The sequence below is a fragment of the Clostridium sp. genome (assembly GCF_050717545.1).
GTDB lineage: Bacteria > Bacillota > Clostridia > Clostridiales > Clostridiaceae > Clostridium_AD.
This window is the reverse complement of record NZ_JBOITN010000033.1, coordinates 42,515-57,605: the sequence shown is the minus strand read 5'-3', so window position 1 is coordinate 57,605 and position 15,091 is coordinate 42,515. Positions and strand designations below refer to the sequence as shown.

General features: G+C 31.8%; 14 protein-coding genes, 7 tRNA genes, 2 pseudogenes and 1 riboswitch. Of the genes and pseudogenes, 7 read left to right on the top strand and 16 right to left on the bottom strand.

The annotated features are described in order from the left end of the window. Nucleotides 1-66: 66 nt before the first annotated feature. Both ACREVX_RS10370 and ACREVX_RS10365 read left to right on the top strand, forming a co-directional pair. A complete protein-coding gene (locus ACREVX_RS10370; RefSeq protein ID WP_431544102.1) occupies nt 67-1,053 on the top strand; it encodes a DnaD domain protein in 987 nt (328 codons plus the stop codon). After that, nucleotides 1,046-2,026 carry an ATP-binding protein gene (locus ACREVX_RS10365; protein ID WP_431544101.1) on the top strand — a complete coding sequence of 327 codons (981 nt, stop codon included), beginning with the start codon at nt 1,046-1,048 and terminating at the stop codon, nt 2,024-2,026. Before ACREVX_RS10370 ends, ACREVX_RS10365 begins: the two co-directional genes overlap by 8 nt. A gap of 76 nt (nt 2,027-2,102) precedes the next feature. On the opposite strand, the pseudogene ACREVX_RS10360 reads toward ACREVX_RS10365, so the two are convergent. From ACREVX_RS10360 to ACREVX_RS10340, 5 genes and pseudogenes are all read right to left on the bottom strand, one after another. Next, nucleotides 2,103-2,310, bottom strand: a pseudogene (locus ACREVX_RS10360) (energy-coupling factor ABC transporter substrate-binding protein); the annotation flags it as partial. A 65-nt stretch (nt 2,311-2,375) separates the two neighbouring features. Further along, nucleotides 2,376-2,633 (bottom strand): annotated as a pseudogene (locus ACREVX_RS10355) (cobyrinate a,c-diamide synthase); the annotation flags it as partial. Continuing rightward, nucleotides 2,627-2,746, bottom strand: a complete 120-nt coding sequence (locus ACREVX_RS10350; RefSeq protein ID WP_431544100.1) for a nucleotide-binding protein — start codon at nt 2,744-2,746, stop codon at nt 2,627-2,629. The gene ACREVX_RS10350 and the pseudogene ACREVX_RS10355, both read right to left, overlap by 7 nt. A gap of 79 nt (nt 2,747-2,825) precedes the next feature. Continuing rightward, nucleotides 2,826-4,292 (bottom strand): cobyric acid synthase, encoded by a 1,467-nt coding sequence (locus tag ACREVX_RS10345; RefSeq protein ID WP_431544099.1) that lies wholly within the window; start codon nt 4,290-4,292, stop codon nt 2,826-2,828. After that, complete coding sequence (locus ACREVX_RS10340) at nt 4,293-4,748, bottom strand: sirohydrochlorin cobaltochelatase (protein WP_431544098.1); 456 nt, start codon at nt 4,746-4,748, stop codon at nt 4,293-4,295. Between the two features lie 109 nt (nt 4,749-4,857). After that, nucleotides 4,858-5,024, bottom strand: a riboswitch (cobalamin riboswitch). A gap of 397 nt (nt 5,025-5,421) precedes the next feature. Between ACREVX_RS10340 and ACREVX_RS10335 the strand changes: the two genes are divergently transcribed. The 3 genes from ACREVX_RS10335 (at nt 5,422) to ACREVX_RS10325 (ending at nt 7,104) form a co-directional block, all read left to right on the top strand. Further along, nucleotides 5,422-6,153, top strand: a complete 732-nt coding sequence (locus ACREVX_RS10335) for a protein kinase domain-containing protein (protein ID WP_431544097.1) — start codon at nt 5,422-5,424, stop codon at nt 6,151-6,153. 59 nt (nt 6,154-6,212) lie between these two features. Then, nucleotides 6,213-6,782: a hypothetical protein gene (locus ACREVX_RS10330; protein ID WP_431544096.1), complete on the top strand. Its 570-nt coding sequence runs from the start codon at nt 6,213-6,215 to the stop codon at nt 6,780-6,782. An 85-nt stretch (nt 6,783-6,867) separates the two neighbouring features. Further along, complete coding sequence (locus ACREVX_RS10325; RefSeq protein WP_431544095.1) at nt 6,868-7,104, top strand: hypothetical protein; 237 nt, start codon at nt 6,868-6,870, stop codon at nt 7,102-7,104. 341 nt (nt 7,105-7,445) lie between these two features. Here the strand turns inward: ACREVX_RS10325 and ACREVX_RS10320 are convergent. The 7 genes from ACREVX_RS10320 to ACREVX_RS10290 form a co-directional block, all read right to left on the bottom strand. Continuing rightward, nucleotides 7,446-7,520 (bottom strand) — tRNA-Thr (locus tag ACREVX_RS10320). Nucleotides 7,521-7,527: 7 nt separating this feature from the next. After that, nucleotides 7,528-7,604: transfer RNA gene (locus ACREVX_RS10315), tRNA-Asp, on the bottom strand. 5 nt (nt 7,605-7,609) lie between these two features. Next, a tRNA-Val gene (locus ACREVX_RS10310) sits at nt 7,610-7,685 on the bottom strand. Between the two features lie 13 nt (nt 7,686-7,698). Next, a tRNA-Glu gene (locus ACREVX_RS10305) sits at nt 7,699-7,773 on the bottom strand. Between the two features lie 91 nt (nt 7,774-7,864). Next, nucleotides 7,865-7,941 (bottom strand) — tRNA-Asp (locus ACREVX_RS10300). Nucleotides 7,942-7,946: 5 nt separating this feature from the next. Further along, nucleotides 7,947-8,022, bottom strand: a tRNA-Val gene (locus ACREVX_RS10295). 14 nt (nt 8,023-8,036) lie between these two features. Next, a tRNA-Glu gene (locus tag ACREVX_RS10290) sits at nt 8,037-8,111 on the bottom strand. Between the two features lie 341 nt (nt 8,112-8,452). Between ACREVX_RS10290 and ACREVX_RS10285 the strand changes: the two genes are divergently transcribed. After that, nucleotides 8,453-9,682 (top strand): BaiN/RdsA family NAD(P)/FAD-dependent oxidoreductase, encoded by a 1,230-nt coding sequence (locus tag ACREVX_RS10285; RefSeq protein ID WP_431544094.1) that lies wholly within the window; start codon nt 8,453-8,455, stop codon nt 9,680-9,682. A gap of 145 nt (nt 9,683-9,827) precedes the next feature. Here the strand turns inward: ACREVX_RS10285 and ACREVX_RS10280 are convergent, their stop codons facing one another. Continuing rightward, nucleotides 9,828-10,577: an acyl-[acyl-carrier-protein] thioesterase gene (locus ACREVX_RS10280; protein WP_431544093.1), complete on the bottom strand. Its 750-nt coding sequence runs from the start codon at nt 10,575-10,577 to the stop codon at nt 9,828-9,830. A 275-nt stretch (nt 10,578-10,852) separates the two neighbouring features. On the opposite strand from ACREVX_RS10280, the gene ACREVX_RS10275 reads away from it, so the two are divergent. After that, nucleotides 10,853-11,443 (top strand): ECF transporter S component, encoded by a 591-nt coding sequence (locus ACREVX_RS10275; RefSeq protein ID WP_431544191.1) that lies wholly within the window; start codon nt 10,853-10,855, stop codon nt 11,441-11,443. Between the two features lie 52 nt (nt 11,444-11,495). Here the strand turns inward: ACREVX_RS10275 and ACREVX_RS10270 are convergent, their stop codons facing one another. From ACREVX_RS10270 to ACREVX_RS10260, 3 genes are all read right to left on the bottom strand, one after another. Beyond that, nucleotides 11,496-11,681 (bottom strand): DUF1858 domain-containing protein, encoded by a 186-nt coding sequence (locus tag ACREVX_RS10270; RefSeq protein WP_431544092.1) that lies wholly within the window; start codon nt 11,679-11,681, stop codon nt 11,496-11,498. Nucleotides 11,682-11,939: 258 nt separating this feature from the next. Further along, the gene (locus ACREVX_RS10265) at nt 11,940-13,226 is read right to left on the bottom strand and encodes an adenylosuccinate synthase (protein ID WP_431544091.1); all 1,287 of its coding nucleotides are present in this window, start codon (nt 13,224-13,226) and stop codon (nt 11,940-11,942) included. A 162-nt stretch (nt 13,227-13,388) separates the two neighbouring features. Beyond that, nucleotides 13,389-14,801: an NAD(P)/FAD-dependent oxidoreductase gene (locus ACREVX_RS10260; RefSeq protein ID WP_431544090.1), complete on the bottom strand. Its 1,413-nt coding sequence runs from the start codon at nt 14,799-14,801 to the stop codon at nt 13,389-13,391. Between the last annotated feature and the right edge of the window lie 290 nt (nt 14,802-15,091).

Below are 15,091 nucleotides of genomic sequence, written 5' to 3'. Positions count from 1 at the left end.
CTTTAATTTTAAGTTTTATGATTTTTAAATTTAACTCTTTAATATAGAAAGGAAGGTAGTGACTTTATGAGCACTTTCATGTTTAAGAATGAAAATTATAAATATACTCCTGTGAGTAATATTTTTATAGATAAGTTTATGCCTAACGCTAGAGGAGAATTTGTGAAAGTTTATCTTCTTGGGCTAAAATATTGTGCATCTGGAGAAATAGGTGCTACCTCACAAATTATAGCAACAACTCTAGGACTTCTAGAAACCGATGTTGTTAACGCCTGGAATTATTGGAATGATGAGAGCATAATTAAAATGACTCCAATTGATAACATGGGTAACTATAACATTGAATTTTTGGATTTATTAGATGTTCCCACTGATAATCTTCAAAATATAAATTTACTCGAAGAATTAGCTAATTCTTCGATAAAAGGTATGCTTCAAGATATTGAGAAGCTACTTGCAAAACCTTTATCACCAAAAGAGATGACTATGTACCTAGGATGGCAAAAGGATTTTAATTTTTCCCCTGAGCTAATCCTACTTCTAATCCAATATTGTGTATCAAAAGGTAAAGTTGACTATAGATACATTGAGACCATTGCAATTGCGTGGCATGATTCTAATATTAAAAACATTGAGGATGCCCAATCATATATAAAGAAACATGAGGATAAATGGATAAATATTAGGAAAATATTAAATTACCTAGGAATAAAAGCACCAGAAATAATGAAGCCTCAAGAGCAGATATTAGATAAGTGGATAAATGTTTATAAATTTTCTTTAGAAGTTATATTTAAAGCTTGCGACATATGTTTTGACAGGCTTAACCGCGCAGATTTTAAATATATTGATGGAATACTAAATAGTTGGTTTAAAGATGGTATAAAATCTCTAGAGGATATAGAGAAAAAAGATAAAAAGCGATTACTTACTAATAAACCTAAGACCGCTGGTGGCAAACCTTCCAAGGGAAGTTTTACTGATTACGAACAAAGAGCTTATGACTTTGACGAGCTTGAGAAAAAATTACTAGGATGGGATAAAAATGATTAAAGGGTATCAAACCAAGATATTATCCGTTTATGCTGGAATAAGGCAAAAGGAAGAGGCAAACTTTAGAGATAGGAAGGCTCACATTGAGAGAACTCATCCTGAAATTATTGACCTAGATCATAAGATAGGTAAGTTATGCATTGAATTATCTATTAGTGCACTTAAAAGTATAAATAATAGAGATGAATATTTACGTGATTTAAAAGAAAAAATTATGGATCTAAGGGTGAAAAAATCAGAACTATTAGTTTCTAACGGTTTTGATATGGAGTACCTAAATTTACATTACAGATGTACAAAATGTCGCGACACAGGATTTATTGGAAATGTAAAATGCTCCTGCTTTAAACAAAAAGTCATAGATGTTTATTATACCGGATCCGAACTTAAAAGTAATCTAAAAACCCATAATTTTGATAATTTTAAAATGGATTTTTATCCTTCTAGAAAAAGTGAACTCCAATCAGAATCTCCAAAAAAGAATATAGAAAAGATTTTATCCAATTCCATGAGTTTTCTTAGAAATTTTGATACCTCTGATGAAAATCTATTATTTTATGGAAGTTCTGGCACAGGGAAAACATTTTTGTCCCATTGCATTACAAAAGAATTAATAGATAAAGGTTCTTTTGTAGTCTATAGGACCGCTGAAGAATTAATAAAGGCTTTAAAGGATATTAGATTTAATAATGATCATTCTTTAGAAGACTTACTTGTAAATTGTGATCTACTCATTATAGATGATTTGGGTACTGAGCAACTTTCAGATTTTACTAAAACAGAAATGTTTAATCTTATAAATACAAAGTTATTGAAACAAAAAAAAATGCTAGTATCTACTAATTTAACTCTTGAAAATTTACTTAAGACCTATTCTGAGAGATTAACTTCTAGATTACTTGGTAATTTCACTCTTTGTAAGTTCTTTGGAGACGACATACGAATAAAGAAAAATTTGAGTAGACCTAAATAAAATAACACTGTTGATAAATTTATTGATGCACAAAAATTTATCAACAGTGTTATTTTCATGTTAATTTTAATGTTATTTAATTTTCTTTTTTAGTTCTTTCTACAAATCTTCCAAGGAAAAAAAATAATTCCAACTCCAATACCTGTTTGTACACAAAAGAGTAAGCTCTCAACTTCGCCAGGTATTTCTCCACCAATTAAAGTTTCCATAACAGGTGTAGCCCAAGGTTTAAAATCGGTACCTGTGATCTCTGAAACTATTTCACTTCCTGTATCATCGGAGCCACACCACCGCTTGTAGACGGATATGCAAGTCCCTACCACATTTAAGTACGCCTTCGCCTTTTCCAAAAAAAAACAACTACAGGAATTCCATCTATAGCTTCACTAAGATACATTAGCCCCCCACATTCCGAGTAACAGCTCAGTCCATTTAAAAACTCAGTTTTAATACTTAAAAGCATAGATTTATTGAGACTGAGCTCTTTTATAAATACCTCAGGAAAACCTCCCCCAATATATAAAAAATTAATATCTTCTGGAAGTTTGCTATCATTTAAGGGACTAAAATAGATGATTTCTCCTAATTCCTCTAGTAACTCTAAATTTCCTTATAGCCTTTCACAGCATACCCTCTATTCATAAGAGCCTTCATAAATCCAAGGGTTATGGTGGTCTTTCCACCTCCGCTACTATTTGAAGATATAACTATTGTTTTCATTTATTCACCTCTATATTTTTTTAGTTAGCTTCATATTCTCCAAAGGAAGGTTACGACAATTAAAAATCTTCAAGGGATTTTATAAGTTTATAATCTTGTATATTTTTTTCATATCTATGTTATTTCTTACTATTAGAGCTAATTTATCAAGTTCCTTTTCTCTAAGACTTTCATAAGTTTTAGCTTCCTTTAAACACAATCCCTTTTCTTCACGAATTTTGTTTAGTATCATTTCCCTAAAAGGGATACCATCGAATATTCCGTGTATGTATGTTCCCATAATATTACCTTGTTTGTTTATAGCTCCATCAGGGTAGTCTACACTTTCTCCGTTTTTGGTGCACATAGTGAATAATGGCTCCGTATCTTTACCATAAGTTGAAACGCCCATATGTATTTCATAGCCATATATACTATTATTATTGAACTTAGCTTCAATTCTTGTGGTTACTTTTTCATCCTCGAACTGAGTAATAATATCTAATAGTTTCATACCTTCTATATACTTTAAGCTTGTCTCTACTTCATTAGGATCTAAAATAGCACTTCCAAGCATTTGATACCCACCACAAATACCTATTATGGTCTTTTTTTCACCAAAGCACTTTATCTCATCCAAAAGTCCACAATTCTTTAATGCAAGTAAATCTTCAATGGTATTTTTACTTCCAGGAATTATGAGTAAATCGGGGCATCCAAACTCCTCTTTACTAGTTATAAATCTTACAGAAACATCATCTTCAATTTTAAGAGCATCAAAATCTGTGAAATTAGATATATGAGGCAGTTTTATAACTGCAATATCAATATCCTTTGTAGCTTTTTTATTGAATTCTAATGCTCCATCTTCATCTTCTAGCTGTAGATTGAAGCTTGGAACCACTCCTAGACATGGCACATTTATCATATCTTCTATCATAGTAAGTCCAGGCTTTAGTATTTCTATGTCTCCCCTAAATTTATTTATAATTGTACCCTTAACCCTTTTCTTTTCGTTATCCTCTAATAAAAGCATTGTTCCTGCTAAGGCTGCAAAAACTCCTCCTTTATCTATATCACCTACCAAAATCACAGGTGCATCAATAAGTTCCGCAAGTCCCATATTTACAATATCTCTATCTCTTAAATTAATTTCCGCGGGACTGCCTGCTCCTTCTATTACAACAATTTCAAAATTCCTTTCAATTTTCTTGAAATCAAACTTTAACATCTCGCTAAACTCAAGCTTCATATTATGGTATTCCTGGGCTGAAGAATTACAATACACCTTACCCTTTACAATAACTTGGCACTTTTTATCTGAGCTTGGCTTTAATAAGATTGGATTCATGTAGGCCTCTGGTTCGAGTCCTGCTGCATATGCCTGAAGCACCTGCGCTCTTGCCATTTCTTTACCATCTAATGTAATATAAGAGTTTAGAGACATATTTTGAGATTTATAAGGGCATACTGTAAATCCATCTTGTTTAAATATTCTACATAATGCAGTAACTAATATACTCTTCCCAACAGAAGATGCAGTCCCTTGAACCATTATTTTAGCCATTTAAATCCCACCTTTTTTTGTTTTACCAAGTCCTTCGTATCTATTTTCTATAGCATCTCTAATATGGTCTAAATATATTTCTTGAAATTTAGATACTTCGCCTAAGCCATGCAAATATATGTTAACTTTGATTCCCTGATTCTGTATAACCAGCTTCCAGGAATCCTTTTCATCACTTGTCATGTCATTTTTAGCATGATCTCCTGCCACTAGCATTAAAGGAATTAAAGTAATTTCCTTTATCTTATCTTTGTTAAGTCTTCTAATAACGTTTTGCAGCGTTGGGTAGCCTTCCACTGTTCCTAAATGAACATTCCCATACCCATTGTCATTGAATACACTTTGAAGACATGAATAGCAAGCATTAGCATAATATATTGTTCCATGTCCCATGAGAACCACATCTTTATAGTATAAGGCTGGTCTACCTAGAGTTATACTCCTGTTTTGACTCAAAAAAAATAATACCCCTACCAAAAAAGATAGGGGTATAGTAATCCTTATTATCTATAACAAATGAAACCCTAACAAAAAAAAGGATACCGCCACTACCCTTCCCTCCGAAGGATTAGCCTAACTTATGGCAGGTCTCCTGACTTACGTGTCTCTCTCCTCCCACCTTCCCAGCTTTTTAGCCAGTGATTGGGATTTGTCTACGTATACAGTAGCGGGGGCTGTAGCATTATTGCTTTCCCTTTTAAACATTATAGCACCATAAATTCACTATTCAATTATAGATAGATTATAACTTAAATTAATTAAAAGTACAACCTGAGGTTGTTTACACATATCGTTGAAAAGTTAACCTTGTTTGTTGCTTAATAAATCCTATATCAGGCGTATACTTATATTTTTTTATTCACATAAAAATTTTAATAGAATATATTAACTATATAGAATATACATTAGCTATATTCTGTACAAGCTCATTAATTAACCTATTGTAAATTTATAAGAAGGGCATTTAAAAATACTGATCTGATTTAATGGAACATATTCTCAACGTATAACCCTTACGTTGAAAATATTTTTAATGGTATATGTAGTTATAAGAAATCTAAATAACCAAATCAGTATTAATAAGTATTGTCTAATTCTAAATTTAAAAAGAAATATAGGTGATAAAAATATGGACAAGTATTATAACAAAGGAGAAGTGCTATATAAATATATTATTGAGAAATTTTTAGGTGAAGGACGGTATGGTATTGCGTATTTAGGAGTAAATGATAAAGGTGAAAAATGTGTAATAAAACAATTGAAAGTAGAAGAACTTAAGAATACTAGAAAAAAATTGTTTTATGAGGAAAAAATATTGAGAAGTTTAGATAATTGCTCTGGTTTTCCTAAGTTTATTTCAAGATTTAAGGATGAGTATAGAGAAGGTTATATATTAGAGTATATGGAGGGAAATACTTTTCATCAAATATTATCTAAGACTCAATATGAATTTACCAAAGAGGACATTTACGAAATTGCAGATAAACTTTTAGATTTAATAGAAGAATTGCATAATAAAAATATTGTACACCGAGATATTAGAGCTTCTAATGTAATTGTCAATGAAAATAAAGAAATATTATTAATTGACTTTGGATTGGCAAGATTCATAAATAATAAAAGATATACAAAAGAAAAAGATTATTGGTTTTTCTCGGATTTTTTAATTCATTTATATTATTCATCTTATTTCGATGAATATTCAGAAGAAGAAAAGCCTTGGTATGAAGAACTTGATTTAATAGAGGAAGAAACACATTTTTTAAAGAGGCTTATGGGACTTGATGGTAAGTATAAAAATCTTGAAGAAATTAGAAAAGATCTAGCAGAATTAAAGAAGATTAATCAGATAAATAAATAAGGTTTTATTTATTGCATATAAAAAAGTTATTTCACTTCTAAATTAAGGAGGAATGTATAATGCCAAATTCGGTTGGCATATATAAAATGTATCCTAAAACCTTTAGGGCAAATGTCTACACTTTAGATCCTTTTAGGATGATAGGTTTAATAGATATAGATATAATGTTTAATGAAGACTTGGAAAGAGTAACCTTAGCCTTTTACAGGTCTTCTGGAACAAATAGCGGAAAAATAAAGGGGTTATGGTATCCAATAGCTGGTATAAAGACACACAAGGGAAGTTTTATAGAATTTACACCATATATAAATTCTGTTTTGACTAAAACTACAAGTGGCGGCAGAGCTGGTAAAGGATGGCTAGCTAAATCATTATTCTTTGGACATATAAATAATGACCCATCTAAAATAAGAGGATTTTCAAACGGAAAACACTATGAAAGCCTTTTATGGATAGGTGAGACTTTAAGGAATTTATATGGAGAAGATGAATATAAAAAAATGCCTACCCTAAGTTCTAGAAAGTATAACACTATACTAACCGCAACAGATATTTATGAGGGCAATAAATATTCACAAAGAGAAAACTTTGAGAAGTTTATAGAAGAAATATTTTTGGATCATCACTAATAATTATTAACAAAATAGGGAACTGAAGCATACTATATATTAAGTTAGATAGTTTAACTTAATATAAATTGAAGGGGGTGCCTTCATGGATTATTTAAAGAGTGAATCATGTAAAGGTCATAAAAACTATAGAATGAAAAATGAGTATAATAATGAATCTGATAGTAATTTGAGCAAATCATATAGCAATTTAAGTATATCAGATATAAGTCCAAGCAGTAGTTCTAGAAGTAGTTCTAGAAGTAAATCAAGAAGCAAGTCAAGAAGTGCTTCAAGAAGTAAATCAAGAAGTGCTTCAAGAAGTAGATCATACAGTAGATAATATATTTATCTCAATACCAAGGCCAACTATTAATAAGTTAATTAAATAAAAAACAGACAATAATGATCCACAAGAATATGAAGTACCCTTTGTAAATAATGGACAAGGGGTACTTTTTCGTATAGCTTATTATCTGGATTTATACATGTATCATATAACTATAGTTTTTTGATACACTCATTTTTATATAAACTTTGAGGCTAAATTTGTAGTTTAACTTAAATTAATTCTTGCTATAACTCTTAAAGTAGTAGAAAGAGATATTATAAATTTATAATACAATAATTTACAGTCATCATTGTAATAAAAAAAAAGTACTAAACAAATGTTTAGTACTTTTTTGGAGCTGGCAATAGGAATTGAACCTACAACCTGCTGATTACAAGTCAGCTGCTCTACCGTTGAGCCATGCCAGCGTAAATATGGCGACCCAGAAGGGACTCGGACCCTCGACCTCTGCCGTGACAGGGCAGCACTCTAACCAACTGAGCTACTGGGCCATATATGGTGGGAACAACAGGGCTCGAACCTGTGACCCTCTGCTTGTAAGGCAGATGCTCTCCCAGCTGAGCTATGCTCCCATATATGTTTTGGTGGTGACTCCTAGGGGAATTGAACCCCTGTTACCACCGTGAAAGGGTGGTGTCTTAACCGCTTGACCAAGGAGCCTTATTAAATTTTAAATTAATCTCACAATAATAAACTTTACAACTTACTAATTAAAGTACATTTGCTTTTTAAAATTATTGCAGCATAAAAATGGCGACCCAGAAGGGACTCGGACCCTCGACCTCTGCCGTGACAGGGCAGCACTCTAACCAACTGAGCTACTGGGCCATATATGGTGGGAACAACAGGGCTCGAACCTGTGACCCTCTGCTTGTAAGGCAGATGCTCTCCCAGCTGAGCTATGCTCCCATATATGTTTTGTGTGGTGACTCCTAGGGGAATTGAACCCCTGTTACCACCGTGAAAGGGTGGTGTCTTAACCGCTTGACCAAGGAGCCATAATCGTTGTCACTTTATTAATTATGTACTTGGGTCTCGCAACCCGACATAGACTATAATACCTAACTTTTGTTAAAGTGTCAACACGTTTTGTTGTTTTTTTTATTTTTATTTTTTAATGACTAACTCAACCCTAGCAAATTCAACGGTTTATCATACTAATAAAAATTATAGTTTATTAAAAAGATTTACCTACTTGCTAATAAATTTTAAATATTTTTTATAATTTTTTATAAAATAGAATAAAAAACCATGTTCATCCTAGGTATTTTAGGGTAAAATTATAATCAAAACAATTTATACTAGAAACATAATTTTTTTCTTGAAGGGAGAGATTTTTTTGAAACATTCTCTTATAATAATTGGCGGAGGTGCCTCCGGACTAATGGCTGCTCTTGTGGCAAAAAATTCTGGAATTGATGTAGCAATTATAGAAGGAAGCGACAGAGTAGGCAAAAAAATATTAACTACCGGTAATGGTAGGTGTAACATTAGCAATGCAAATATAAATAACGATAGATACCACAGTGATAATCTACATTTTTTTGATCTCGCGTTAGCTTCTTTTACCACAAAGGATACTATAGACTTTTTTGCGTCTTTAGGTTTACCTTTAGTGACAGTTGATGGAGATAAAATGTTTCCTATGTCCATGCAAGCATCATCAGTCCTTGATATTCTGAGATTTGCTATGGAAGAAAAAAATATTCCTATTTATACAAATACAAAAGCTAAGGATATTACTAAACTCAAAAATGGATTTAAGTTACGTTGCTCGGATGACAATATATATGAATGTGACCGGTTAATTATAGCAACCGGTGGCAAATGTGCCCCTAAAACAGGTTCTGACGGCTCCGGATATACATTAGCTATGCAATTAGGTCACAGTATAATACCTCAAGTTCCAGCCCTAGTACAGCTTAAATTAAACTATAGTAAACTAAAAGCTTTGTCTGGAGTGAAATTTGATGCTGCCTCCGAGATATTTATAAATGGTTTATGTCTTCAAACGGAATTCGGAGAAACACTTTTTACGGACTACGGTATTTCAGGACCTCCAATTCTTCAACTTAGTAGAACTGCAGCCTACGGTCTTTCTAAAAATAACAAAGTTTCTTTAAAAATCGATATGTTACCAACTATTACTAGCGAGGATCTAAAAGAATTTTTAAACAAACATTGGTCCTTATTTGGAAATCGCACCGTTTTTGATTCATTTATAGGAATAATTAATAAGAAAATGATTCCTATAATTTTAAAAGAAGCTAAAATAGAAAACATTCATAAACTTTGCCGCGATTTAGACTTAAAAGAGAAAAGCGATATATATGGTTTACTTAAACATTGGGAATTTCAAGTAACAGGCACTAATTCTTTTGCAAATGCTCAAGTAACTGCAGGCGGAATTAACACAAAAGAAGTTAATCCTAAAACTCTAGAATCAAATATCACGAAAAACTTGTATTTTGCTGGAGAAGTATTAGATGTAGACGGTGATTGTGGTGGTTTTAACCTACAATGGGCATGGAGTTCTGGTGCTGTTGCAGCCCTTAATGCTTCCAAATAGATAATATTGTATACGTGATTAGAATTTTTTCTTTGATTATGCTAACAAAAGTATAAATTTTAGAATTACTTGGTGAAGTGAATGCATATCAATCAATATATACTTTTCGTTATAGCATAATCTATGAAAAAAACATTCTAAACTACTATATCCATGTGCTTTCTAAGAGAGTAAGCTCAATCCCCTCCTCATTTACGATTTTATGTCTACATATTATCTTGTTTTCTTTTCTTATAACCTGAGTGCTAACTGTTATAGTTTCTCCGTATGTTGTTTCCTTGATGTAGGTTACCTTAATGTTTTTTAATTCACAATTCAAAACTATATCTTTTGGGATTGTTTCTAGGGCCCACGCCGCGTATTTAACATTGTTTACGTGTTTATTAGTATCAATGTCACTGTATCTAACTTGAAAACTTTTCTCACTATTTACCTGGTTTATTGACAATATATTCTCAATATCTATAGGCTCATTTTTATTATCAACTATGCCATAAACATCGAACATATCTTTAGTAACTCTTATCGGTCTTCTTCTGTCAGTATTTATTAAAATCCATACGGAATCAGCACGTCCTATTTTATTACCTTTATCGTCAAAAATTTCATATTTTCTATATGCATAAAATTTATTAAAAGAATGTGCGTATGTCTCAATCTTTATACTCTCGTTAAGCAACGGATATGAATCCATTGTTATATCCCATTTATATAAGACCCAGGCCATTTTATGCTCTTTAAGATATTCGATTCCAACTCCCAAATATTCACTTTGATACATTGCCATATCTCCAAGATAATTCATTATGCTTATAATCAATGCTTTTTTATGTATGTCTACCTCGTAATAATGAATGTTATACTCTCTGCCAGTAACTACTAAACTTTTACTCATGTTATCACTCCTATATTTTTTAAAGTATGTAATATCTACTGATTTTATGATTAATAAACTTCTTTATACTTGAAACTAAACTACTTAAATATAAGTTAATAAATTAATATTAACATAAACTTTGATAAATTTTTATTTATCTATTTATTTCTTATTAAATAAGTGCTAAACTATTGTTGTCGGTATTCATTATGAAACCGAACTACATTTTATTGATAAGGATTACAAATAGGTCGACTTATATCCTTATGGAATAAGAGCGGAGGGGACACATGATTAACAATTCTATGAAACTAAGACGAAGAATAAAAACAAGTGAACTTACAACCATCGGTATGCTATCAGCTATTTGCGTTGTACTTGGACTAACTGGCTATGGATTTATTCCACTTCCTGGTGCCAAAGCTACTATAATGCACATACCCGTTATTATAGGTTCAATAATAGGAGGTCCACTGGTAGGAATGACTATTGGCTTCATATTTGGTATTTTTAGTATCATTCAAAATATAACAACTCCCAATATACTATCTTTTGCTTTTATAAATCCTTTAGTGTCTGTATTACCAAGAGTTCTTATTGGTTTTACTTCATACTATGTTTATAAACTAAGCTACATAAAAAAAGATAGTGTAAGAATTGGTCTGGCAACTGTTGTTGGTTCTCTAACTAACACTTTTGGGGTACTTACCATGGTATACATTTTATATGCAGCTAAATTCGCCGTTAGTAAAGGCATAGATCCATCTATTGCTGCAAAGACCATTTATGGCATTGCTATAATAAACGGTGTTCCAGAAGCTATCATAGCTAGTGTAATCACCATACCTGTTGTACTGTCCATTAAGAAAATTAAAAAAAGATAAACAGAATATTAAAAAATTAAGACACCTAGCATTTGCTAGGTGTCTTAATTTTTTATGCGTTTATTGCAGTCATTAATTCTTCTAAATTAAGACCATGAACCATTGCTGCTTCTTCTAATGTTTCAGCCTGAGCTGAAGGACATCCTACGCATCCCATTCCAAAGTTCATTAATATCTGAACTGATTCAGGTTTTGTTCTTACAACTTCTCCTATTGTCATATCCTTAGTTATTTTCATATCATATACCTCACTTTATTTTAATTTTAAACCATTATACCAGAATCAAACAAATAAATAAACAAAACATTTATTTAACTTTAATTCTTATTCTCATTATAATCTATATACTTGTATTTTACCAGTACGCACTTTTTTAATCTTTAGTATATATTTGTATACCTTTAATAAACCTACCTCAATACTTATAATCCCCTATTATATTAAAACCATACATTTTAAAATATATTTTAAAGATATGAATTTTGCAAATATGTGCTATATTTGGGTTAATACCATTGTTTGATCTCTTTTAGGTCCTACTGAAACTATGGAAACTTTAACTCCAGTAAACTCTTCAATTCTATTCATATATATTTTTGCATTTTCAGGAAGTTCATCATAACTTCTTGCATCAGCTATGTTTTCATCCCAACCATCAAATTCTTCATATACTGGCACGCACGCTGCTAAATCCTCAAGACTTGCTGGGAAATAATCAATAACGCTTCCTTCAAACTCATATCCAACACAGATTTTAATTTTTTCAAGTCCTGCTAATGTATCTATTTTAGTTACAGCAAAACTTGTAATTCCTGAAACTCTTGCTGCAGATTTTAATATAACAAGATCAAGCCATCCACATCTTCTTGCTCTACCTGTAGTTACGCCAAATTCAAAACCTTTTTCACGGATCCATTCTCCTGTTTCATCTTCAAGTTCTGTTGGAAATGGTCCTTTTCCTACTCTTGTAGTATAAGCTTTTGCTACTCCTACAACACTTGTTATCATAGTAGGTCCTATTCCTGCTCCAACACAAACTCCACCTGCAATAGTGTTTGACGAAGTTACAAAAGGATATGAACCATAATCTATATCGAGTAAAGTTCCTTGTGCTCCTTCAAATAAAACATTTTTACCAGCTTTTATTGAATCGTAAACTTTAACCGATATGTCCTTTACAAAAGGTCTCATTCTTTCTGCATAATCTATGTAATCATTATATATTTTATCAAAATCTAAAGCAACTCCGCCAAGAACTTTTGTTATTATATCATTCTTAATCGCAAGACTAGTTTTAAGTCTTTCTTTAAAAATATCTTTTTTCATAAGGTCACAAACTCTGATTCCACTTCTTTCAAACTTATCACTATAACAAGGGCCTATACCTTTTTTTGTAGTTCCGATATCATTTTTACCTCTAGCTATTTCATATAAATTATCTAATTCTTTATGGTAAGGCATTATAACTTGAGATCTATCACTAATCATAAGTCTGCCTGGAGTTATATTTTCACCTAGTGCTTCTAAGTAATCCATTTCTTTAAATAGTGCTTCTGGATCTACAACAACGCCATTGCCTATTATATTCAATTTATCTTTATATAATATTCCTGACGGTATTAAGTGGAGTTTATATTCCTTTTCTCCAACTACTACAGTATGACCTGCATTGTTTCCGCCTTGGAAACGGACTACTAGGTCTGCTCCCTGCGCAAGATAATCTGTCATTTTACCTTTACCTTCATCTCCCCATTGGGCTCCTAAAACAATAAATGCTGACATATAAATTCCTCGCTTTCTTTCATTTAACAATGAAATTTCTTAGATACCACGGAATGCAAATTCCATCGTTTTATAATATTTAGTTTATCTCTTAATGTTTAGTTTACATATGAAGTATACACTTTTAATAGTCATATAACCAATTATTTATCTTAAATACTCTTATTTTTCCTTAGTTATTATGTCTCTTGCTACTACTACTCCCGTTACTGATGCTTGCATTAACCCTCTAGTTATTCCTGCTCCATCGCCAATGGTATATAAATTGTTAATAGATGTTTCAAATTTATCATTTGTAGTAAACTTACTAGAATAGAATTTTACTTCTACTCCATATAGTAATGTGTTTTTGCTGTATAAGCCTGGCGCTATTTTATCAAAAGCTTTTAAAGCTTCTACAATAGATGTTAAGTGTCTTTGTGGCAACACAAAACTTAAATTGCCTGGCACTGCTGATTTAAGAGTAGGCTCAGTAGTTGATTTGCTTAGTCTCTTTACATCTGTTCTTCTTCCTTTTAACAAATCTCCAAGCCTTTGAACCATTATTCCTCCACCAGTTAACATATTACCTAGCTGAGCTATGTATTTACCATAACCAATAGGTTGATTAAATGGCTCTGTAAAACTAGTAGATACAAGCATTGCAAAGTTCGTATTAGTTGTTCTAAGCTTTTGATCTGAGTAACTATGTCCGTTTACAACTGCAATGGTATTATCATCATAATATTCTGCTGACACTACTCCGCCTGGATTCATGCAAAAAGTTCTAACTTTATTTCCAAAGGTATCGGCATAATATACAAGTTTTGCTTCATAAAGGTCCTTTGTTAGATGATCCATAACAGAATTAGGCACCTCAACTCTTACTCCAATATCTACTGCATTATTAGTAACCTCGATATTATGCTTTTTAGCTTCATTTGAAATCCATTCCGCCCCACCTCTACCTGGTGCTGCTACAACATACTTTGCATTAACCTTAGTTCTGCCTTCTTTATTAGTTAATATTACTCCAGTGGCCTTATTATCTTCTATTAGTATTTCTTCAACTTCACTAAGTTCAATAAATTCTGTATTTGTATTATCCATTAAATGATGGTACATAGATTTTAAAACTTCATAGGCAAGTTCTGTACCTAGATGTCTTACTGGGCATTCAACAAGACGAATATTATGTTTGCTTGATTCATATTTAACTTCTTCAACTTTATCATTATTAAGCCCATATACCTTTTCATTCGCTCCAAATTTTATATATATGTCATCACAATATTTTATTAATTGTTTTGATTCATCTTCTGAGAAGTATTCAAGAAGTCTTCCACCTACTTCAGGGCTTAATGAAAGCTTACCATCTGAGAAAGCACCAGCACCTGCCCATCCGTATGTTATACCACAAGGATTACATTTAACGCATTTACCATTAATCCGTGCAGGACATTTTCTTTTCTCTATATTTCTTCCCTTATCAATTATAAGTACACTAAGTTTAGGTTTTTTACTTGCAATTTCTAGTGCTGTAAATATACCTGCTGGTCCAGCTCCTACAATAACCACATCATAAAAATCTTTCATTTGATATACCCTCCTGTGTGCGTCTGGGGTAAATAACAATTATTAATTGTTATCCCTCCTGTGTACGTATGGGGCAAATAACATTTATCAAATGTTATCCCTCCTGTGTGCGTCTTTAAAAAAACAAACTCTACTAACTAGTGTCGCACTAATTAATAATATCAGAGCAACATAACCGAGTCAATACAATATACGAATATTAATATTTTATTTATAATAATAGTTCGTATATTTATATCATTTATACAGTTAAAATAAAAAGATACACTTTTTTACATTTACTGTACAAG